Origin of the sequence: Lysinibacillus sp. FSL P2-0066, assembly GCF_037969495.1 — a bacterium.
GTDB classification, from domain to species: Bacteria; Bacillota; Bacilli; order Bacillales_A; family Planococcaceae; genus Lysinibacillus; species Lysinibacillus boronitolerans.
The window spans coordinates 3,096,435-3,118,661 of record NZ_CP150202.1; the positions used below are offsets into that span (position 1 = coordinate 3,096,435).

The 22,227-nt window shown below is 36.2% G+C and carries 15 protein-coding genes; 4 read left to right on the forward strand and 11 right to left on the reverse strand.

Annotation, left to right across the window (positions count from 1 at the left end):
* Positions 1-4: 4 nt before the first annotated feature.
* The 11 genes from ccsA to MKZ14_RS15540 all read right to left on the reverse strand — a co-directional run bounded on the left by ccsA (position 5) and on the right by MKZ14_RS15540 (position 16,733).
* Complete coding sequence (gene ccsA, locus MKZ14_RS15490) at positions 5-832, reverse strand: cytochrome c biogenesis protein CcsA (protein ID WP_016991874.1); 828 nt, start codon at positions 830-832, stop codon at positions 5-7.
* Between the two features lie 183 nt (positions 833-1,015).
* Entirely contained in the window at positions 1,016-2,380 is a 1,365-nt protein-coding gene (hemA, locus tag MKZ14_RS15495) for a glutamyl-tRNA reductase (protein ID WP_036075782.1), read from the reverse strand.
* 196 nt (positions 2,381-2,576) lie between these two features.
* Positions 2,577-5,504, reverse strand: coding sequence for a VWA domain-containing protein (locus tag MKZ14_RS15500; RefSeq protein WP_333004865.1), 2,928 nt, complete (start codon positions 5,502-5,504; stop codon positions 2,577-2,579).
* A gap of 18 nt (positions 5,505-5,522) precedes the next feature.
* Positions 5,523-6,971: an S-layer homology domain-containing protein gene (locus MKZ14_RS15505; RefSeq protein WP_258859788.1), complete on the reverse strand. Its 1,449-nt coding sequence runs from the start codon at positions 6,969-6,971 to the stop codon at positions 5,523-5,525.
* 169 nt (positions 6,972-7,140) lie between these two features.
* On the reverse strand, positions 7,141-8,802 hold the full coding sequence (locus MKZ14_RS15510; protein ID WP_333004866.1) for a hypothetical protein: 1,662 nt from the start codon (positions 8,800-8,802) through the stop codon (positions 7,141-7,143).
* Positions 8,803-8,946: 144 nt separating this feature from the next.
* Positions 8,947-9,120: a YjfB family protein gene (locus MKZ14_RS15515; protein ID WP_016991870.1), complete on the reverse strand. Its 174-nt coding sequence runs from the start codon at positions 9,118-9,120 to the stop codon at positions 8,947-8,949.
* A gap of 131 nt (positions 9,121-9,251) precedes the next feature.
* Positions 9,252-9,833: a ribosome biogenesis GTP-binding protein YihA/YsxC gene (gene yihA / locus MKZ14_RS15520; protein WP_016991869.1), complete on the reverse strand. Its 582-nt coding sequence runs from the start codon at positions 9,831-9,833 to the stop codon at positions 9,252-9,254.
* 4 nt (positions 9,834-9,837) lie between these two features.
* Positions 9,838-12,162: an endopeptidase La gene (gene lon, locus MKZ14_RS15525; protein ID WP_016991868.1), complete on the reverse strand. Its 2,325-nt coding sequence runs from the start codon at positions 12,160-12,162 to the stop codon at positions 9,838-9,840.
* A 230-nt stretch (positions 12,163-12,392) separates the two neighbouring features.
* On the reverse strand, positions 12,393-13,664 hold the full coding sequence (gene clpX, locus MKZ14_RS15530) for an ATP-dependent protease ATP-binding subunit ClpX (RefSeq protein WP_036075657.1): 1,272 nt from the start codon (positions 13,662-13,664) through the stop codon (positions 12,393-12,395).
* A gap of 677 nt (positions 13,665-14,341) precedes the next feature.
* Complete coding sequence (tig, locus tag MKZ14_RS15535) at positions 14,342-15,631, reverse strand: trigger factor (RefSeq protein WP_016991866.1); 1,290 nt, start codon at positions 15,629-15,631, stop codon at positions 14,342-14,344.
* Between the two features lie 118 nt (positions 15,632-15,749).
* Positions 15,750-16,733 carry a hypothetical protein gene (locus MKZ14_RS15540; protein ID WP_339280197.1) on the reverse strand — a complete coding sequence of 328 codons (984 nt, stop codon included), beginning with the start codon at positions 16,731-16,733 and terminating at the stop codon, positions 15,750-15,752.
* A gap of 214 nt (positions 16,734-16,947) precedes the next feature.
* Here MKZ14_RS15540 and MKZ14_RS15545 point away from each other — a divergent pair, with 214 nt between their 5' ends.
* The 4 genes from MKZ14_RS15545 (at position 16,948) to qoxB (ending at position 22,226) form a co-directional block, all read left to right on the forward strand.
* Entirely contained in the window at positions 16,948-17,412 is a 465-nt protein-coding gene (locus MKZ14_RS15545) for a hypothetical protein (RefSeq protein ID WP_016991863.1), read from the forward strand.
* Between the two features lie 234 nt (positions 17,413-17,646).
* A complete protein-coding gene (locus MKZ14_RS15550; RefSeq protein ID WP_339280198.1) occupies positions 17,647-18,489 on the forward strand; it encodes a DUF2785 domain-containing protein in 843 nt (280 codons plus the stop codon).
* A gap of 826 nt (positions 18,490-19,315) precedes the next feature.
* Entirely contained in the window at positions 19,316-20,221 is a 906-nt protein-coding gene (gene qoxA, locus MKZ14_RS15555) for a cytochrome aa3 quinol oxidase subunit II (protein ID WP_048395109.1), read from the forward strand.
* Positions 20,222-20,282: 61 nt separating this feature from the next.
* Positions 20,283-22,226 carry a cytochrome aa3 quinol oxidase subunit I gene (qoxB, locus tag MKZ14_RS15560; protein WP_016991861.1) on the forward strand — a complete coding sequence of 648 codons (1,944 nt, stop codon included), beginning with the start codon at positions 20,283-20,285 and terminating at the stop codon, positions 22,224-22,226.
* The last annotated feature ends 1 nt before the right edge of the window (position 22,227 follow it).

Consider the following 22,227-nt stretch of genomic DNA (forward strand, 5'->3'; position numbering starts at 1 on the left):
TCTTCTAATACCATAAATGGAATCGCGATAAACTACTTCCTAGGAAGAAGTTCACAACAACTAATAGATAGGCATAAATATGTACCCATGCATAAGTTGTACCTGTCAGCTTGCTTTTGCGATTCACATATAAGATAAAACAATACAAAATTAAAATAATGAAGGACCCTATGATTTTCGCATCGAAAATCGAAAGACTCTCTAATGTTAATAGTGCCCATTCAAAGCCTAATATTAAACTTATAAATAACATCGGAATCCCAATAAAAAATGAAATATTCATCCAGCTACTTGTCTGCTGCAAGGAAGGCAACCTAGTCCATAAATGCGACCATTTTTTCTTTTTCAGCAAACGATATAGCACGAGATACAAAATGGCAAACACAAATGTTAAAGTAAATGCTGCATAAGACAGTATTGCAAATGATATATGAATAAAAAGCAACTCCGAAATTAAAGTATCCCCGACAGCTCCTGTAGGACGTTTCGGCATAAAAGTAAATATACTAGCGAACAAAAATCCTAGTATATTAATAATAAACACAGGTAAATCCACCCTTGCTATGCAATGAAGGATAATGGATAACGTCACGAGTAACCAGGAATAAAAAAGTATTCCCTCAGACAAGGATAAAATCGGAAAACGCTTCGTTTCCACAAACGTTAAAATGATAATGGCACTTTGAATCATCCATACAAATGAAACAAGCCAAAAAGCAATGCGCCTTGCACGTACTTGCTTATAAAAATAATCAGTAAAGTAAAAAACTAGACTGATCGCATACAAGACGATCATCACTTCATAGAGCCTCGTCATGGTCAAATCAGCCAATAGACATCCCTTCTTTGTCGTGAAATTAATAAACTATTCTAATATAGAAAACAAAAAAAACGTTTTCGTATCCTTAGTTTACCATACAGATACGAAAACGCCTCGTGTAATATCAGTAGAAAATCCAATTGCGCACAATACCTCTGTACAACCATGGCTATCTATATGAGCGCAATAGATAATTTAGAAAGAGTACTTTGGTTCAGTAGAAGTCTGAGATACCTGTGAGCGTTCTTTGCGCTCAAGCTCTTGCTTTGTCATCTCATGAACTTCAGCTTCCACAGCATCCTCTATACCAAAAATTTGTTGGAATAAACGTAACTGTTCATTTGCTTTTGGAGAATTAGCCATTTCTTTAGCTTGTAAGATTGGCTCTTTTAACAATTGATTGATAATAGATTTTGTATGTTTACTTAAAATTTTACGTTCACGTTCCGTTAAATCAGGCATTTTATTTTCGATACTTGTCATTGTCTCTTCTTGGATACGATTTGCTTTTTTACGTAATGCTGAGATGACTGGCACTACCCCAAGCGTTGCTACCCAGTCTTTAAATTGCACAACTTCTTTGCCAATCATATCAGTAATATCAGCAGCAGCACGTTCACGCTCTGCTAAATTCGCTTCGACAATACCTTGTAAATCATCGATATCATATAGAAAAACATTTGATAGGTCGCCAACTCGTGGATCAATATCACGAGGAACCGCTATATCTACCATGAATAATGGTTTTCCTTTTCGTAAACGTTCCACGAATTGCATTAGCTCGTAATCAATAACATAATCTGTTGCACCTGTTGAAGTAATTAAAATGTCCGCTTCTAGCAAAGAACATTGTAATTCCTTCATTGATTTAGCTTCACCATGGAATTTAGCCGCTAAGCTTTCTGCTTTTTCAAATGTACGGTTAATGACAGTAACTTTCCCTACACCACTACCGTAAAGGTTTTCAATCGCAAGTTCCCCCATTTTTCCTGCACCTAAAATAGCTACGTGCTTGCGTTGTAAAGAGCCAAAAATTTTCTTTGCTAATTCTACGGCAGCATAGGAAACAGATACCGCATTCTCACCGATTGCTGTTTCATTATGAGCACGCTTTGCAAATGTTACTGCTTGTTTAAATAGCTGATTGTATACCGTTCCTGTTGTGCCAATCTCTTGTCCACTTAAAAAGCTTTTTTTTACTTGCCCTAAAATTTGTGTTTCACCTAGAACCATTGAATCGATTCCAGCTGTCACTTTAAATAAATGTTCGATTGCCTCATCTTCTTCACGAATCGTTAAATACGAAGAAAATGTCTCCACAGGCAAATCAAACCAGTTGGCTAAAAATTGTTTCACAAAATGACGTCCAGTATGCAATTGATCCACAACAGCATATATTTCTGTACGATTACATGTCGAAACAATTACGTTTTCTAATATACTTTTTTGCTTTTGCAGCGCTTCCATTGCTTGTGGCAGTTCACTCTCAATGAATGATAACTTCTCACGTATTTCAACAGGCGCTGTTTTATAATTCAAGCCTACTACGATGGTATGCATGAATAACACCTCACACGTTCTAATTCACAAATCTCATTATAGCACAGTTCGACAATAGTTCATCAATAATTTGTGAACATGTCATGAAGAACTGCAATTCGTCATCTACATTAGAATTATTATAAACTAAGTGTAACAAATTATACGTGTTGTTTCAAATTAAAAAACTGCCCCACAATCGGAGGCAGTTTTCTCATTAATTTGTTATTGTAACAGTCTTTATTGCAATTATATTTCCATCTTTATCGTATGCTATAAACTCAATCTCATCATTGACTTTAAAGTCCTGCATAGTTTGAACAGTTTTCGTTAACATATAAACTTGATCACTACGCTTTTGCAAATCAAATTGGACATCTCCACTGATGGAATTAAAACGTACATTCATCTTTGCAACATTTGGGCAGTTACTATCAACACGAGCGCTCATTGTAATATAACCTTTTCGTAGTGAAACACTTGTTTCTTCAAATAAATCTTCCGGATTGATACAGCTTGAAGCGGACGTTTTACATAAAATTGTATCAATTAGCTTCTGGAAGACTTGATGCAATTGTAAATTATCAATCGCATGGAAGTACGTTCCGCCTGTTTCTGAAGATAATTGCATTAAAGTGGCGTCATTTACTTGTGATTTCTTGCCCATACTTACTGTGTATACCTTGACGCCTTGTTTTTTCGCTTCATTTATAACTTTTGTCATTTTTGATTTACTAGTTTTTCCATCAGATACAACGACAATCGCTTTGGATGTTTTCGAATCATTCGAGAATTTTGTTAAAGCAATATCAATGCCTGCAAAAATATCGGTTGCACCCTTTTCTTTCGATGCTTTATAAAGATCTTTTTTCAACACATTTTCTGTAGTGCCTTCTCCAAGTATTGTTGCTTTTGTATTCGTTTCAATGACTATGTTATTTTTAGCCTTTAATTGATTAATTAGTTCAATCATTTTCTTACCACGATAGTTTGTTGGATCAACTGCCTTCATGGAAGAAGAATAATCCACTACATAGGCAATTTCTGTTGCTAAAGAACAAGAGTTTTTACTGAAGTATGGATTCGTAAAAATATCTTTCGTCACTGTTTTATCTTTTAAACCCTTCAAGGATGTTGCATAGCGAGGATCTATTGGATTGACGAGTATTGCTTCCACTTTAGATTTTCCATAAATAACGGAATCAAAGTAGGCTACGGCAGTACCTGGATTTCCTGTGTTATTTAATGGATCTGAAGTGTTCGTAATGAATGAAGCTGTTTTTTCTACTCCATCATACTTAATTTTGACTGTCCCTTGATAATCCGTAATAGGCTCTCCACCTGGGCGCACTAAAGTCACCATCACTTTTGTATAACGATCTTTTCCTGATGGTCTTGATGCCGCATCGGCACTTTCCTTTAATGCCTCTACTCGTTTTTTATAGGCCTCTACTTGCCCAAGTAATTTACCGCCTTGATATTTTAATAATACTGTACGGTCATAGTTACTTAAGTTTGTGAAGATCGTATAAATCTTCATAACACTATCATAATGCTCTAATGTTAAATCCTTTTCGTCTGGCATCTTTTTCATAAGTTGAATAATAGCGCCGACTGGATTAATGTTTTCTACCTGTGAGGCAATATCATCATCAATGCCTTGAACGCGATAAATAGGACGACCATCGTCAGCAATCATATACATGATTTCCGTTATAGCTGTATTATCTTTAGTTGTAACAGAGTTTTGGAAACGCGTCTTTAAAAGTTCCTCAAATAAGTGAACAGAAATATCATAGTTTTCAAATTGTAGAATAGCATTTTCATAACCTAATGCTGGATATTTAGGATCAGATCCACCGTAACGTAAATAGATGTTTTGCACATTTCCTAAAACATCTGTTACATTTGTTTGCTGTCCAATACTAAATAGCTTTCTATCCCCATCAAAGTCAAAAGGAACTGGGCTATACACATCAATTAGGTTTTGCGTAAAGAACTCTGGGATATCTTCACTTTTTGGAAATTCAGGTATCACGCTGCCATTATCATCCGTATTTCCTGGGTCGTATACTTGGTAATCAATACGCAATTCAGGCTGTGGTGCGTAACGCACTTCTGCATTTAATTTCTCTCCAACAAGACACTTCATTGCTGGGTCTGTATTATTAATTAGCTCAAAAGTGATGGTATCACGTACCGATTTAGTTAATTTTGGTGCTACAACGATAGCGGACACAGTTGAACCATCCGATTGGACAATATCAACTGCTTCACCTGAAGTATCAACAATATTTCCGTAGGATGCCTTCACGCGGAATGAATAGGATTTATCATCTGCGATAGGATCACCATTACAAGCCTTTAAAGACACCGTAACAAGTGTTGTATCCACATTATTTGCAATTAAATCAGGTTTTTCCACCACAATACTTTGCAGTGCATTATTGACATTGTTCGGTCCAGTAAAATCATTTGAATTATCCTTCGGTTCTTCAAAATCAGCACTACTAGATCCCATAAAACCTGGAGGTAACGTAATGCTATCATTATCACGACCCGCTGGACTACGTTTTAATCCTTGTACTGCAAAAGTGCTATTTTGAACAGCACGATATAAGAATTCAGCAACATCACCACGTGTTAATTTTGTAGATGGATTGAAGCTAGCAAATGTCTTTTTGCCTGTAGAACTTGTAGATAAATCATTTGAATATAAATATTGTACTGCCTGTGGCTCATCTAAATCTAAGCCTTTAAAAGCAGCATAAATTTGGGCAAATTGGCCGCGCGTTACGGCTTTTGTTCGATTCGTATTCACATGTGTGCCGTTAAATGGTAAATAAAAATCGCTATAGAAATTATAAGCAACACTATCTACATAAGATAACGCATAGTTACGATCTAGCTTGGCAAACATTAGTACAAGATCGCGATCTGTCACTTGATCATTTGGTAAAAAATTATTTGCGCTATTTAAGGACATGAGATCATTATCCACCGCCCAGGAAATAGCTTTATAATTATTGCTATTTGTTGGAACATCTCTAATTGTTGTAGCTGCTTGCGTGACAGTAGGTGTCGCTGTCATCAGTAGAAGCATGAAGCAAAGCATAGCAAGCAATGCTTTTTTTACATAGGTCATTTTTGTTCCATCCTTTCTTTAGTTAAAGAACAATATGTCATCACGATAGTTTTGTTTTAAGTCATCTTCTAAATATTTCAAGAATCGCTCTAGAACAACTGACGCCTCCGCACGCGTTAGCGGTTTATTTGGATTAAAACGACCAGCAGAATCACCAATCATTAGGCCAAGCTCATTTGCAATATAGATGCCATCTCGCGCATAATTTGGAATCTGATTGTCATCTGTAAATTTAGTTAAGTAGCCAGGATCAGGTGCTCTATTTTCAAGTCCTAAAGCACGAACAAAGATAGTTGCAGCCTGTGCTCGATTAATCGCATTATCTGGCTTAAAGTAATCAGCTGATACACCTTTAATTATCCCTTTATTTAACGCTGATTCAATATAGCCGTAATCCTTGATAGAACGCTTCAAGTCTTTAAAAACACTTGTAGTAGGTGTCTTTTTTGATTTCTTTTCTTCAAACACACGTAAATCAACTGCTTTACCAATAGCCGTCGTAAAATCAATACGCTTCATTGGTGTATTAGGAGAAAAGAAGTTACTTGAATCTGAGTAAATACCTAGAGAATAAAGTTTTTCAATTGCTTCTTTCGCGTAATGGGTTGTTAAATCTCTGAATTTAGGAATGATAAGACGTTCAATTGTTGGCATGTACTCTGTATCTAAATCAAGTGTACCTTTTTGTCCTGAAGATAGGTCGTATGTATATTCAGAAATAACATCCTTTTCACTTACAACTGCATATCCACCTTCAAAACTTCCTAAGCTACCGAGATTTTCCTCATAATTTAAAACACGTGATTTACTTGTAGATAAACGATTTTTCACATGACTTGTTTTACCATCACTATAGGAATAAACAGACTCCGTGATTTGAGTTTCAGTCGCACCCCAGAAGTTCTCATAGCCTGCATGTCGGCTATCTGTTTCAATTGTTACTGTGTTTTGAACAGCATTTTTTCCTTTTCCTGTTTCAAAGGCATAGGTTTTTCTAGAAATAATATTTCCTGAGTAATAATCAGAGGCTGCACGATTATCAGTAACAGTTCCTTGTGAAAATTGATAATCGACTAACGTATAAGTAATGGCACCGATTGTAATTTTTTCAGTGTATTTCTTTACTTCACCATTGGATGTTTTTTGACCAAGAACTGCATAATCCACTACATCTGATTCATAGGCAATATTTCTTGTCAATGTAGCGCCATTGCTTGCAGTTAACTTCATGTTATACGTTTCAGTTAATTTACCTTTTGATTCTTTTTGTGCAATTTTAATATCTTTACTTGTCCCTTTAAAAATAACAGGTGTCCCAGACAGGAACACGGCTTCTTCATATGTATACTCGTTTTTTACAGCACCCGTTGTTTCTAATGAAGCAGCTGATGCATTGAACGGAATAGTAGTTCCAATCAAAAAAATAGTCAGAACTAGAAGCATTACTTTAGATAATTTTTTTTGCATTCGCTTTTCCTCTCTTTCACTGTGCATTTGCGTGCATAATGAAGCTTGTTTCTACTATCACTAAAAAAATCTGCTCGTCTTGCGAATGTATTCAAAGTAACTTTTTCATCTTTAGCTTATGAAATATATTCGCTTAAGACTCGCAAATTTTTTTAGTTTCATATTCATACTAATCTACCAAAATAAAATGAGCTTTAACAAATCGATCTGATAATACAACTAAACGATCAGATGACTGTAAGTCAGAAGCTTGAATCACCTTACCTGCTTTTATCAGTGTCGCTTGGTCAATATTCATATTAACCATTTCACCTGCTTCATACCAACGACCATTTTGCCATTGACTAACACTCTTGACATTAATAACAGCAGGATACGTAGATTTCACAGACTGTAGCTTCCCTGCGAGCATTAGAGGGGCAACAGGTTTAGCATTGTCTAAAATATGAAGAGCTTGTACATGGCCATTCTTCACATAGAAATAACCATAGTCACCCTCTGATAAGTAAAGTTCAATATCTGGCATGACACTATATGTTTTATTGCCGTCATCTACCATAGCTTTTGTGGAATTACTAACTGACAATACAGTACGATCTGCTTTTTTGAAAACATTTGATTCAATCTTCATCGCATCATCAATTTCAATTACATATCCATCAGCTTGAGATAAGCGTCCATAATATAATTCATGACCAGCAAGATTAGGTGACATAAAACTATCACTTGTTACTTGTATTACTTGAGCATAGTGATCGCGTGTAGCACCATCAGCCACGACAAAAGCAGTACCATATGCCATAAGACCAGTAGGTTCGATTAATCGCCCATTTCGAATTAAAATCGTCCCATTATGGAAATACATTGTTCCTGCTGTTTTCAGTTTCAATAGTTGGTAATCTGTATCTACAGACAGCATTGGTTCGTAATATGTTCTTTCATTATTTTTCAATACGACAATTTTCTCGATTACTTCCTTACCAAATTGTTTAACGGTCGCATAGTATGCTTCGCTACCTATATAATTTTTTAGCTGACCTTTCTCGACTTTCGTATTCCCAACATATATTGGTACTTTGGATGTAAAAGGCATAGTGGAAAGTTCATTTGTTGTTTGAGAGCCAAATTGCCAGTTAACAAAGGCATGTTGATTTTTCACGGTAAGCTTATTGGCATTAGGATTGACCGCTTGTATCTCACCTTTATATAAATTTTCTACTAGTGTACCTGTTTCACTGATAGCTACCTTTGAGATGACCGAGGAAGTTTTATTTTTAAAGCTTAATTTAACTCGATCCCCGACGTATAATGCACTAATATCCGTTGCAGAAGAACCTTTTTGATAATTGGTTTCTTTGTTTAAATAGTACGTCGTTTCTGCACCAACATCTGGTTTCACCATAATAAATAACCCATTTGGATCAATACTCGTTACGACACCAGCCGTTGTTTTACCGTTACTGCTTCCTGTTGAGGGTACATTTGTTTCTGTTGGTGTATTAGAGGTACCGCGAAGTTCAACAACACTTCTGAGAGAAATGTCAGCCTCGACTTCCATACCCATCTTAAAGCCCTCAATCGTTGTAGACGTATTATTAATATATAATCTAGTATTTTTATTAATATTAAACGTCACTGTTCGTCCACGATCATTTTCCAATGTTATTTTACTAAGCTGCTTTTCTATCGTGCCATCTGGCTTCGTATATTCTGAAAACGTTACATCGACAAAGGTCCCTGTCACTAATTGGGCAGCTTTAGCAGATTGATTAAAGGAAAAACCTACTATCATCAGTAACGTAATCATCAGTATGTATGAATATTTTTTCAAAAAACCCTGCCTCCTTACTAATTATTAGTATATCGTATTATTGGTAGTTTTTCTTATTCGAAAAGTTACATTTTAGGCCTTCTTGAATTTTTTTCTAAAAATAAAAGTTGAGGTAGCTTTTAACCTCAAGCTACCTTGCCTACTTCATACTTGAATATCAATTGTATGTCCAGCTGTTGGATGTGGAGCATCTAACATTTCAACTAACTGTTCTGTATTTTGCTGTTGCATTTCCATTGCCTGCTTCGTAACAGCTAAAGATACATTTTGCATAAGTGTTGCTTGGTTCTTTGCCATCGATAAAGCTGCGATATCCATCTAGTCCACCTCCTATCTAATTTATCGGACAAATAGTTTCATCATCAAGTATTTTTCCCTAATTTTCTATACGATTGAAAATACAAAAACATCTATTGTCCTAACGCCTTAGACACAATAGATGTTTTTTATTACATTTTGTTTTCGATTGTTTTCCAAGCTTCCTCAAAGCCAAGACCTGTTTCTGAAGAGAAGACAATAAGAGGATCACTTTTTTCCATCTCCAGCGTCTCTTTGACAATTTTCTTATGTTTATCCCATTTACCTTTTGGAATTTTATCTGCCTTGGTTGCAATGACAATGCAAGGAATATTGTAATGCTTTAAAAAATCATACATCATACGATCATCAGCTGTTGGAGGATGTCGCAAATCTATAATTTGTACGACTGCTTTTAACTCCTGGCGTCCTGTAAAATAGCGCTCGATCATTTTTCCCCATGCCTCACGCTCTGTTTTAGAAACCTTTGCATAACCATACCCTGGAACATCTACAAAAAATAGCTGCTCTTCAATCTTATAAAAATTAAGGGTTTGTGTTTTACCAGGCTTAGATGAAATACGTGCTAAAGCTTTACGTCCGATCATTCGATTAATGAAGGAAGACTTTCCTACATTCGAACGACCTGCTAATGCAAATTCTGGCAGTCCATCTTCTGGATATTGGTCTGGTCGTACCGCACTAATGACCATTTCGACATTATGGACTTTCATTTTTTTAAAAACCTCCGTCCAGCGCATAGGCTAAAACTTCATCAGCCGATGTCACTAGTTTAAATGTTAATTGCTCACGTACACTATCAGGAATATCCTCTATATCACGTTCATTATCCTTAGGACATATGATTGTCGTTAATCCTGCACGGTGAGCGCTTAATGTTTTTTCTTTTAAGCCGCCGATTGGCAATACACGGCCACGCAAGGTAATCTCACCTGTCATACCTACCTCGCGGCGAATCGGGCGATGTAGAATAGCCGAAACGATAGCTGTTGCCATTGTAATACCAGCTGATGGTCCATCTTTAGGTACAGCGCCCTCTGGTACATGGATATGAATATCATGAGTATCAAAAAATTCTGCATCCACATTTAGGTGTTCCATTTTTGTACGAACATAGGATAATGCTGTTTGAGCAGATTCCTTCATTACTTCACCAAGCTTACCAGTAAGTTGTAACTTCCCTTTACCCGGCGTTAAAGAAACTTCAATTTGTAATGTATCTCCACCAACTGTTGTATAAGCAAGTCCAGTTGCGACACCCACTTGATTTTCCTTTTCAGCCTGTCCATAGCGGAAACGATGTTTACCAAGTAAATCTTGTAATGATTTTGAGCTAACCGTTACGCGTTTTTTCTCACCAGATACAATTACTTTGGCAATTTTACGGCAAAGCGTAGCGATTTGTCGTTCTAAACCGCGCACTCCTGCTTCCCGTGTATAATAACGTATTATATCAGTGACTGCTTCATCTTTGATTACTACCTGTGTTTTTTTCAAACCATGTTCTTTAAGCTGCTTTGGTATGAGATGGTTTTTGGTAATTTGAGCTTTCTCGATTTCAGTATAGCCTGCAATAGAAATTACTTCCATACGATCTAATAATGGTCCTGGTATGCTACTTAAATCATTGGCAGTTGCAATAAATAACACATTAGAGAGATCATATGGTTCCTCAATATAATGATCACTAAATGTATTATTTTGTGCAGGGTCTAAAACTTCAAGCATCGCTGCTGCAGGGTCACCTCTAAAATCATTCGACATTTTATCGATTTCATCTAATAAAAACACCGGATTAATGGTACCTGCTTTTTTCATTCCTTGAATAATACGTCCTGGCATTGCACCAACATACGTACGTCGATGTCCACGAATTTCCGATTCATCCCGAACACCACCTAAAGAAATACGAATAAACTTTCGATCTAAACTTTCCGCAATGGAGCGAGCTAATGATGTTTTACCAACGCCTGGAGGTCCTGCTAAGCATAAAATAGGTCCTCGCAGCGAATTTTTCAGCTGACGTACGGCTAAATATTCCAGAACACGTTCTTTGACTTTTTCTAATCCATCATGATCTCGGTTTAAAATGTTTTCAGCATGGGCAATATTCATGCGATCCTCTGTAGCATTTGTCCACGGTAAGGAAATAAGCCAATCAATGTAATTGCGAATAACACCACTCTCTGCACTAGCCCCGGGTATTTTTTCATAGCGATCTAATTCTTTCAGTGCTGCTTCTTTTGTTGATTCTGGCATACCAGCTTCGTCAATACGCTTCCGTAATTCTGCAACTTCTCCGGTTTTCCCTTCGCGATCTCCCAGCTCCGTTTGTATAGCTTTCATTTGCTCACGTAAATAATATTCCTTTTGCGTACGCTCCATTGACTGCTTTACTTTGGAATTAATTTTCTTTTCTAAATCCAAAACTTCCTGTTCATCATGCAAGCGAATAATTAAATGATCAAGTCGTTTTTTAACGCTAAGCATTTCCAATACTTCTTGCTTGTCAGCAATTTTAAACGGCAAATGAGAAGCAATAATATCTGCTAAACGGCCAGGCTCTTCAATATCCGTTACAGTATTAATCGTCTCAGTTGTAATTTTATTGGAGGATTTGGCATATTTTTCAAAATACGTCAACAATGTCCGCATCAATGCTTGTGTTTCTACATCTTTTTCTGTTGACTCCTCTTTAACCTCAATATCCACAACAGTATACTTCTCTAACGCACGATAATTTTTCCACGTTGCACGCGCAACACCTTCTACAAGGATGCGTAACGTGCCGTTTGGTAATTTTAGCATTTGTTTGACATATGCAATTGTACCAACTGAATACAGATCTTGCTCTTCAGGCTGTTCGTCGTGCATTTCTTTTTGTGTTACCAATAAAATCATTTGGTCCTCTAACATTGCCTGCTCAAGCGCCGCTACAGAACGATTTCTACCCACATCAATATGTAACACCATCGATGGGAATACTAAAAGTCCACGCAAAGGCAATAATGGTACATTTGTTGTTTTTTGTATTGTCACCATGCGGGCATTCACCTCCGTCAAAATTTTCATGTTAACATCCCGCGCTACTAGTATGTGTTTAAAAAGTTGATTCACACTAGATATTGAAGCGAGCCAAAAATTTCTTCAAGTTACAGCTGGCTTTATGTAGGAATGAATAAAAAGCTGACTGTCGATATGTGCGAATATTGCACAATCGAAGTCAGCTAATTACTCTCTATCTCACAACGGTAGACAGCCACGTCTATTCATTATGCTGAAGTTTTAGTGTCGCTACCTTCATCGAGTTCAGTGCCATCTTCAAGAAGCAATTTCGGTTTTTCTTTATCCGTAATTGTTTTTGCTGTAATGATACATTTTTTTACGTCTTCACGTGAAGGTAATTCGTACATTACATCAAGCATTGTTGACTCAATAATTGAACGAAGACCACGCGCACCTGTTTTACGTTCAATTGCTTCCTTAGCAATTGCCACAAGAGCATCTTCATCAAATTCAAGCTCAACGCCATCTAATTCAAGCATTTTTTGATATTGCTTGGCTAGTGCATTTTTCGGCTCTGTTAAAATTTGTACTAGTGCAGCTTCGTTTAATTGCTCCAGACTTGCAAGTACAGGTAATCGACCAATGAACTCTGGTATTAAACCAAACTTCAATAAATCCTCAGGAATCAGCTTGGACATGATAGAACCTTCATCTACATCAACTTTATTCGGATCTGAACCGAATCCTATTACTTTTTCACCCTGACGTCGTTTAATGATTGTTTCAATGCCATCAAATGCACCGCCCACTATGAAAAGAATATTGGTTGTATCGATCTGTAAGAATTCTTGATGAGGATGTTTTCGTCCTCCTTGTGGTGGAACGCTTGCAACTGTTCCTTCAAGAATTTTTAGGAGTGCCTGCTGAACACCTTCGCCAGAAACATCGCGTGTAATTGATGGATTCTCTGACTTACGTGCAACTTTGTCAATTTCATCAATATAGATAATCCCTTTTTCAGCGCGTTCGATATCATAATCAGCTGATTGGATTAACTTTAATAAAATATTTTCAACGTCCTCACCAACATAACCTGCTTCAGTTAAGGAGGTAGCATCCGCGATTGCGAACGGAACATTTAAAATACGTGCTAACGTTTGAGCTAATAAAGTTTTACCGCTACCAGTTGGGCCGATTAACACAATGTTCGATTTTGCTAATTCAATATCATCAATTTTACTATTCGTATTGATACGTTTATAGTGATTGTAAACTGCAACTGCCAATGCTTTTTTAGCACGCTCTTGTCCAATTACATACTCATCTAAAATCGTTAAGATTTCTTTCGGTTTCGGAATATCTTGGAATTCAATTTCCTCCTCTACACCTAGTTCCTCTACAACGATCTCTGAACAAAGCTCGATACATTCATCACAAATATAAACACCTGGACCTGCAACTAATTTACGCACTTGTTCTTGTGGTTTTCCACAAAATGAGCATTTTAAATTGCCTTTTTCATCATTAAATTTGAACAATATGTTTCACCCCTATTCAAGCAACAATCTTACAAGATTATTGAATCTTTATCAAATAAATTGTCTGCATCATTTACGCCTCAGCAATTATGCATGTGTAGATTATAACGCATCGTCATGTACTTTACTTCATTTAACTTTCGAAGCATGCTATAGGAACCTGCTTACTTCGCCACCTTATACTGCTATAAAGTTACATTTATTCACTTTCGACACACTACAAACTACCGATCTCTATTTATAAATCTACTACATTCAACCAAGGGTATATCACTCAAAAAATAAAATTTTATTAGGACCTTTCTGAATGAAGTTAAGTATAGCATCGTATCAATTTCGCCTTGACTCAAATAGCGCCTGGACTTCAATCCAAATCCTTGACACTTGCCAGTAGGCACTATCTTCATTCAGTCGTGGTTTAAACACACACTAAAAAGGTTAAAAGGCATACAGCTCGCCATCTATGTGAGATGGGCGTTTTTTGTACCTGACGATATGCTTTGGCTACAAAAAATATCTGCTGAATGAAGATAAAAACTAAAACAATACTATGTATAAGTGAAGTATAAAGTGAAATAAATGTTAAGGGGACTAATTTTTAAGAGTTTATGTGATAAAACAAGGCACGGATGAATGCCGTACCTTGTTTTTTTTGGGCTATCTAATTACACAAAATCTTATTCAGTAATTTTAGCGTTTTCTACTAAAAATTCAACTGTTTTTTGGATTTTGATGTCGTTTTCAAGTACTGCTGTACCACCTAAAGCACTTGTGATTTGATCTTTAGTCATGTTAAATTGAGCAGCCATTTTTTCTAATTCTGCTTCAATATCTGCTTCAGATGCTTCAATTTTTTCAGCTTCAGCAATCGCTTCAAGTGTTAATGATACACGTACACGGCTTTCAGCTTCTTCTTTCATTTGGCCACGTAAGTCTTCTTCTGATTGACCAGAGAATTGGTAGTAAAGGTCTAAGTTCATACCTTGCATTTGTAAACGTTGACCAAATTCTTGTAACATACGATCAGTTTCAGAGTTGATCATACCTGCTGGTACTTCAAACTCAGCGTTTTCAGCAGCTTTTTCTACAAGCTCGTCACGAAGAGCTGCATCTGATTCTGTTACTTTTTGAGCTGCAGTTTGTTCTTTAATTTTAGCGCGTAAAGCTTCAACGCTTTCAACTTCTGGATCTAATTCTTTTGCAAATTCATCATTTAACTCAGGAAGAACTTTTGTTTTAACTTCTTTCACAGTTACTTTGAAAGTAGCTTCTTTACCAGCTAATTCAGCTGCATGGTATTCTTCTGGGAATGTAACAACAACATCTTTAGATTCGCCAGCTTTAACACCCACAAGTTGCTCTTCAAAACCTGGAATGAATGAACCTGAACCGATTTCTAGTGGATAGTCTTCACCTTTACCACCTTCAAAAGCTTCTTCACCTACGAAACCTTCGAAGTCGATTACAGCTGTATCACCATCTACGATTGCTTCGTCTTCTTTGATTTCAAGCTCTGCTTTGCGAGCTAATTGGTCTTGAATTTGAGCATCTACTTCTTCATCTGTTACTTCTACTGGAAGTTTAGATACTTCTAGACCTTTGTAGTCTCCTAGTTTTGGTTCTGGTTTCACTGTTACTTGTGCAGTGAATGTGAAATCTTGGCCGTGTACAAAGTTTTCTGTACCAGCGATTTCTGGGTAATCAACTGGCATAATTCCAGCTTCGTCAATTGCTTTTGCATAAGATTCAGGAACGATGATTTCTAATGCATCTTGGTATAGAGATTCGATACCAAAACGTTGTTCAAACATTTTACGAGGCATTTTACCTTTACGGAAACCTGGTACGTTAATTTGTTTTACAACTTTTTTGAACGCTTGGTCCATTGCTGCGTCGATTTCTGCAGCAGGTACTTCGATTGTAAGAGTACCGATATTACCTTCTTGTTTTTCCCATTTTGCTGACATGTATAAATACCTCCAAATAAATAATCAAGTTTAGATGTTAGACAATTCATTCGTAACTACGATTTTGACAACCATTTTAGTATAACATAGATGTGTATAGTTTCAACTTATTTCATACCTAATGTAGTTCTGTTAGCTTTTCTAACATTTGTAAAAAGTCAATGATTTCATAATCCATTTCTTGTACATTTCCTAGCATCGCTAAGACAAAATCAATATAACTATAGGCAACATCATCTGCTTCGAACGGGTGCCATTCAAATGGATACGTTACAATGGCATGCTTTGCCATTAAATATTGTACCATTTCCAACGTAGATGGGTCTTGTTCTAACTTCACTTCTACTATATTTTTTATTTCTCCATACTGCGGTAGCTGGTTAGGCAATACTAACTCAGCAGGATTTACGATTTTTGTTTGTTTAAATTTAGCTACTCTAACCTTCATAGCTACTTCTTGTTCCACTAATAATATGAGTGCTAGGCTCTGGACGAACGGATGGATGCTTGAACATTCAATAATCTCTTTTAATGGCTCTTTTAATTGTCTTACATTTGTGTCCATAAGTCGATGCAAGCGTATAGACTGCTCATTTGAAGTAAGTGCACAAAATTTCTCAAGTTCATATTCCTGTTCTTCTATTAAACGTTGTGCATTTTCTTTTTTTTCTAGATTCTTAGACACTTCACTATTCAAATTTTTTAAGCGTTCAAATTTTTCAATCTGATCCTGAGGCAAAACATTTTCTTCAAGTAGGGTTGTAATTAATGACTTTACTTGATGGTATTCTTTTAACTGCATACATACGGTAATGTACAATTCCATGATTTCTACATAAAGTGACGTACCCATCGAAAATAATTGCTCACAAACATTCTTAACCTTGCTATAGTCCTTTAATTCATACAAAGCAAAGGCATAGGCACTAAGAGCAAATTCATCTCCTGCTTCGTACACAAATGCCTTTTCAAAACTTGCCACCGCTTTTTCATACTGAAAATTTTCAGCAAACATATGTCCTTCACGTATTAAAGTTTGGACAGCGCCTGGAAAAACAACAATATTGTCATGTTTAATGACATGACGCTTTCTTTTTGTCATTTTTCTCACCTCATTGTTCTAATTTTTCATTTCTGCTATTTACTAAAAAAATCCACAACTTTCTTGTTTTTAACAAAAAACTATTGCTTTTGCATTCATATTTTGTAATAAATTGTATTATAATTAGAATAGTCTAAAATTTATCACAATTCGCAGACGTTCCCTTTTGTTGTCTGCACCTAGAAAATCAAGTTCTTAACAAGGAGTGGAATCCATGCAATTACTTGATACAATTACTGAATTTGATCATTGTATCTCATCTGCATTCGAGGCATTATCGATTAAAGTCATTTCAATTTCTACAACGGACGGCGTTTTTCAAGATAAGCCGATAGAATTTGAACTTTTAACACGCACCAAAATTGATGTCTACACACAAGAAGCCAGCACCTACATTTTAAAAATTCAAGGGTGTATTCCTGGATCTATTGCACTTGGTCATCAAAATGAGTCTCTTTCCATTATTCCTCAAAAAGTAAACATAGAATGTAACTACAAGCTGTTACATGTTGATAAAAAAGATATGCAGCAAATTTTACAGCATCCTGAACCAAATCGTCACTATAGTGAATGGCTCATTGATGCAATCAAAAATGCCAATATTCTTGTCGAGCTAAAGACAAATCAACACACGCTCACTGAATGGCCAATCGGCATTAAATCCGCAGTCATTATTTAGCTAGACAAAGACATACTTAAATAGGTATGTCTTTTTTATTGTTCACATTTAAGTTTTACCATTTTAATGCGTTTCTATCATAACAACTTTTTATAGTTTCTGGAAATAATATTATGTTTTAATAAGGACATTCTAACAGTGCTTATTTAAAATGAAGGTTTCAAATTTATCCCTTCGAAATGAAATGGCGCTATAATATATAGTACAAAAATAATGTTAGGGGCTTTTTTACTCATGGATATTAAAGAAACATTGCAGTCTTTTTCTACAATGACACTGTCTGAGCGTCAGGCATTTATGTTGCAACATAGTGATTGGTTGTTACAGGAGATGTTAGCCCATATTGGCTCAGCTGATGCAGAGTTACGAGATCACCTTATTTATCGTACCTTTGTTGATTTACTAAGTGATAATTTATTGAGTTCTGAACAACTTCAATATTTGTTTGAAACAGCTACAGGTGAGGATTTTTTATATTTACATATTGGAGAAAAAACAACGGATAGTGTCTTTACACGTTCGTTTTCCGCTTTACTAGTTGCAGGTCTGCTTGCAAAGGATACTGAATTACTCGTTTTAAGTGATGATAACTTACAAGTATTCTTTAAAAAAATCGGCCGTTATTTGTTATTAGAACAGGATACGAGAGGATATGTTCAGGAAAAAGGATGGGCACACAGTATTGCACATGGAGCAGATTTAGCTGCAACAACAATAAAACATCCAAAATTCGATTTACAGTATGCACCATCCATTTTACATGCATTAAAACTCGTCACTTGGAAAGAAACCGTCTTTGTTAATGATGAAGAGGAGCGTTTAATCAATATAGTGGATGCGTTATTACTTCAAAATTACTCAGAGGAAGCCTTGATCGAATTTGTCGAGCAGGCTTTTGATAAATTTGAAATGCATTTGTTGACACAAGGTTATAATGAACACTTCTTTAGCGGTAGAACTTGTACCTTAAACTTTATGAAAACACTGTATTTTTCTTTGAAAATGAATAATAAAGCTCCACAGCTACAAAATACGATTTATGGACAAGTAGCCAAATGGCTAAAGCTTGGTAATTGACAGGTAATCTTAAAAATGCTGAATTACTCCGCTTAATTCTTCATAACATAATTTTTTTCTAAAATACTAGCAAACTAAGTACTATCTTAGTTTGCTTTTTACTTTTCAGATAAAACAAACGAAGTAAAAATATGGATATTAATGAAAAACAATTATTATGTTAACATAATTAATAATTCACTCCATTTATTCCCTCACCACTCATTCCTTACATTGAAAATTCAACCTATTGTTTCCATAAAACGTCATTGCATCTACTCCTTTTTTGAATAAAAGGCAAATAAAAAATCCCAATAGGTCTGGTATGACAATGATTTTATTACAAAACAGCGTCTAAAATGTGAAATACCATTTTTCACATTTTAAATTATTTACTTAGGTAAACATCAGGAATGCAGTATTTTCAACGTTTCCACAGTGTTTAATAAATAAAACCTATAAATACCAATACTAAAATAACGATTTTTGTTCAAAAAATGTTCAAATTCAATACCGCTATACTATCATTTTCATAACAAAATTATGTTTTTTCTTAAAAACAGGGCGTATAATCCAATGTGCAAACAACGAGAGATTGTGACAATCGTAGTTAACCAAGTATGTATTTAAACGATTGCGCAAATCATTGATTTTGCTAACGCTTGCATCAGATCAATCAACACTAGATTTTATGTTTCATATTGAACCATGCCATTGTAATTTCTTATGTTGTTGATTGATACGCCAAGATAAAAGAGGTGACCTCAGTATCAACTATTTGTAAATGTGACACTGACAAAAAACACATGAATTTTATGAATAGCCGTTCTATAGAAAGGAGTCAAACATGAAGAAAAAATTAAGTTTAATGTTAGTAGCATTGAGTGCAATTGCTCTTCTTGCTGGATGTGAACCATTAACAGTGTTCAATCCAAAAGGACCTAATGCTGAAACATTATCAAACACAATTATCTTATCCATTATTACAATGGCCTTTATATTGCTAGTCGTGTATGTGCTTTTAGCCTTTATGCTTACAAAATATCGTGCATCAAAAGCAGCTGCAGATTATGAGCCTCCTCATGAAGAAGGAAGTCATCTGCTTGAAATTACATGGACAGTAATTCCAATTATTATCGTAGCATTTTTAGCTGTTGTGACAGTAAGAACAACATCTACAGTAGAAGCTCAACCAGCAGGTTATGACGATAAGGAGCCTTTAGTGATTTATGCATCATCATCAAACTGGAAATGGCACTTTAGTTATCCAGAAGAAGGTGTTGAAACAGTTAACTATGTAAACATTCCGGTGGATCGTCCAATCGAATTTAAGCTTTACTCATTTGGTCCAATTACAAGTTTCTGGATTCCTCAATTAGCAGGTCAAAAATATGCTATGAGTGATATGTTAACAACAATTCACCTTGCAGCAGATGAAGTTGGTTCATTTATGGGACGTAACTCTAACTTTAATGGACGTGGCTTTGCAGAAATGGAATTTGAAGCACAATCTATGACACAAGAAGACTTCGATAAATGGGTTGCTGATGTTAAATCGAAAGAGGCACCATTAACAGAAGAAAAATTTGATGAGCTTTTAGAGGCAGAACATGTTGGTCGCCAAAGCTTCTCATCTACACACTTAGACTTTAGACCAGCTCCAATGGAACATGGTAAACACATGAATATGGATGAAATGGATCATGGGGACATGTCTGAAGAAGACATGAATAATGAACATTCTGGTCATTAATTTGATTTTATCGTTGAACGAATCGAGACATTAATTTTTAATTCTGAAAGGAGCGCATCCAATGAGTATGGAAGAATTATTCCATCCAATGCAAGAACCGATGATTTTAGCGGCAGCTATTAGTATCGTAGTTGGTGCAGTGGTTATCGTAGCAGGCCTTACTTATTTCAAAAAATGGGGCTATTTCTACAAAAACTGGCTATCAACTGTTGACCATAAAAAAATCGGGATTATGTATATCGCAGTAGCTTTATTAATGCTATTCCGCGGTGGTATCGATGCACTATTAATGCGTGCACAAACAGCCGTTCCAGATAACGGACTTCTTGATGCACAACACTATAATGAAATTTTCACAACACACGGTTTATTAATGATTCTATTTATGGCGATGCCATTTGTTATCGGATTAATGAACATTGTCATTCCACTTCAAATCGGTGCACGTGACGTTGCTTTCCCACGTCTAAATGCTGTCAGCTTCTGGCTATTTGCAGCAGGTGCTGGTTTATTAAACTTATCATTCATTATCGGTGGTTCACCAGACGCTGGTTGGACAGCCTACTTCCCTCTTGCAAGTACGGATTTTAGTCCGACTGTAGGGAATAACTATTATTCTTTAGCCCTTCAATTATCAGGTATTGGTACTTTAATGACAGGTGTTAACTTTATCACGACGATCATTAAAATGCGTGCTCCTGGTATGACATTAATGAAAATGCCAATGTTTTCTTGGTCTATTTTAATAACAAACATTATTATCGTATTCGCGTTCCCAGTATTAACTGTAGCGCTTGCTCTTATGATGTTTGACCGTCAATTCGGCACAAAATTCTTTGCGATGCAAGACGGTGGTATGGATATGCTTTGGGCCAACCTATTCTGGGTTTGGGGACATCCTGAGGTTTATATCGTTATCCTACCTGCTTTTGGTATTTTCTCTGAAATCATTGCAACATTTGCACGTAAAAACTTATACGGATACAAATCTATGGTGATGAGTATGGTGGTCATTTCCCTACTATCATTCGTAGTTTGGGCCCACCACTTCTATACAATGGGTCATGGTGTAATGGTAAACAGTGTTTTCTCTATTACAACAATGGCAATCGCAGTTCCTACTGGGGTTAAAATATTCAACTGGCTACTCACAATGAGGCACGGGAAAATTCAATTTACAACACCGATGCTTTATGCACTTGGCTTTATTCCTATCTTCACAATTGGTGGGGTTACAGGGGTAATGCTAGCGATGGCAAGTGCTGACTACCAATATCATAATACGATGTTCTTAGTTGCCCACTTCCACTATGTATTAATTCCAGGTACAGTATTTGGTGTGCTTGCAGGTTACCACTACTGGTGGCCAAAAATGTTCGGTTTCCGTCTAAATGAAAAATTAGGGAAAGCTGGTTTCTGGTTCATTGCCATCAGCTTCAACGTAACGTTCTTCCCACTATTTATTTTAGGTTTAGATGGATATGCTCGTCGTATGTACACTTATTCTGAGTCTACTGGTTATGGTCCATTGAACATGTTATCGTTCGTCGGTGCTCTAGGACTTGCAGTCGGCTTTGCGTTAATCGTCTACAATATTTATTACAGCTGGAAGCATATGCCTCGCAATGAAAAGGCGGATGTTTGGGATGGTCGTACACTTGAGTGGGCTACTCATTCTCCAGTACCAGAATATAACTTTGCCGTAGTGCCTACTGTTACTCGCTTAGATGAGTATTGGTTCGCGAAAAAAGAAGGTCGCGATATTACTGCAGGTACAATCGAAAAAATTCACATGCCAAATAATACAGGCACACCATTCTGGATGAGTGGATTCTTCTTCCTTGCAGCATTCTTCGCTGTATTCAATCTATGGATTCCAGCCATCATCAGTATGCTTGGTGTATTTGGCTTCATGATTCATCGTTCATTCGAAAAAGATCATGGTCGTTACATTTCAGTTGAGGAAGTAATGGCAACTGAGAAAAGCTTGAGAGGTGATAAATAAT

Bases quoted from the DNA above. Each gene is read 5' to 3' on its own strand.
- hemA (WP_036075782.1), bottom strand. From the start codon at position 2,380: ATGCATACCATCGTAGTAGGCTTGAATTATAAAACAGCGCCTGTTGAA.
- MKZ14_RS15500 (WP_333004865.1), bottom strand. From the start codon at position 5,504: ATGACCTATGTAAAAAAAGCATTGCTTGCTATGCTTTGCTTCATGCTT.
- MKZ14_RS15505 (WP_258859788.1), bottom strand. From the start codon at position 6,971: ATGCAAAAAAAATTATCTAAAGTAATGCTTCTAGTTCTGACTATTTTT.
- MKZ14_RS15515 (WP_016991870.1), bottom strand. From the start codon at position 9,120: ATGGATATCGCAGCTTTATCGATGGCAAAGAACCAAGCAACACTTATG.
- yihA (WP_016991869.1), bottom strand. From the start codon at position 9,833: ATGAAAGTCCATAATGTCGAAATGGTCATTAGTGCGGTACGACCAGAC.
- lon (WP_016991868.1), bottom strand. From the start codon at position 12,162: ATGGTGACAATACAAAAAACAACAAATGTACCATTATTGCCTTTGCGT.
- tig (WP_016991866.1), bottom strand. From the start codon at position 15,631: ATGTCAGCAAAATGGGAAAAACAAGAAGGTAATATCGGTACTCTTACA.
- MKZ14_RS15540 (WP_339280197.1), bottom strand. From the start codon at position 16,733: ATGACAAAAAGAAAGCGTCATGTCATTAAACATGACAATATTGTTGTT.
- MKZ14_RS15545 (WP_016991863.1), top strand. From the start codon at position 16,948: ATGCAATTACTTGATACAATTACTGAATTTGATCATTGTATCTCATCT.
- MKZ14_RS15550 (WP_339280198.1), top strand. From the start codon at position 17,647: ATGGATATTAAAGAAACATTGCAGTCTTTTTCTACAATGACACTGTCT.
- qoxA (WP_048395109.1), top strand. From the start codon at position 19,316: ATGAAGAAAAAATTAAGTTTAATGTTAGTAGCATTGAGTGCAATTGCT.
- qoxB (WP_016991861.1), top strand. From the start codon at position 20,283: ATGAGTATGGAAGAATTATTCCATCCAATGCAAGAACCGATGATTTTA.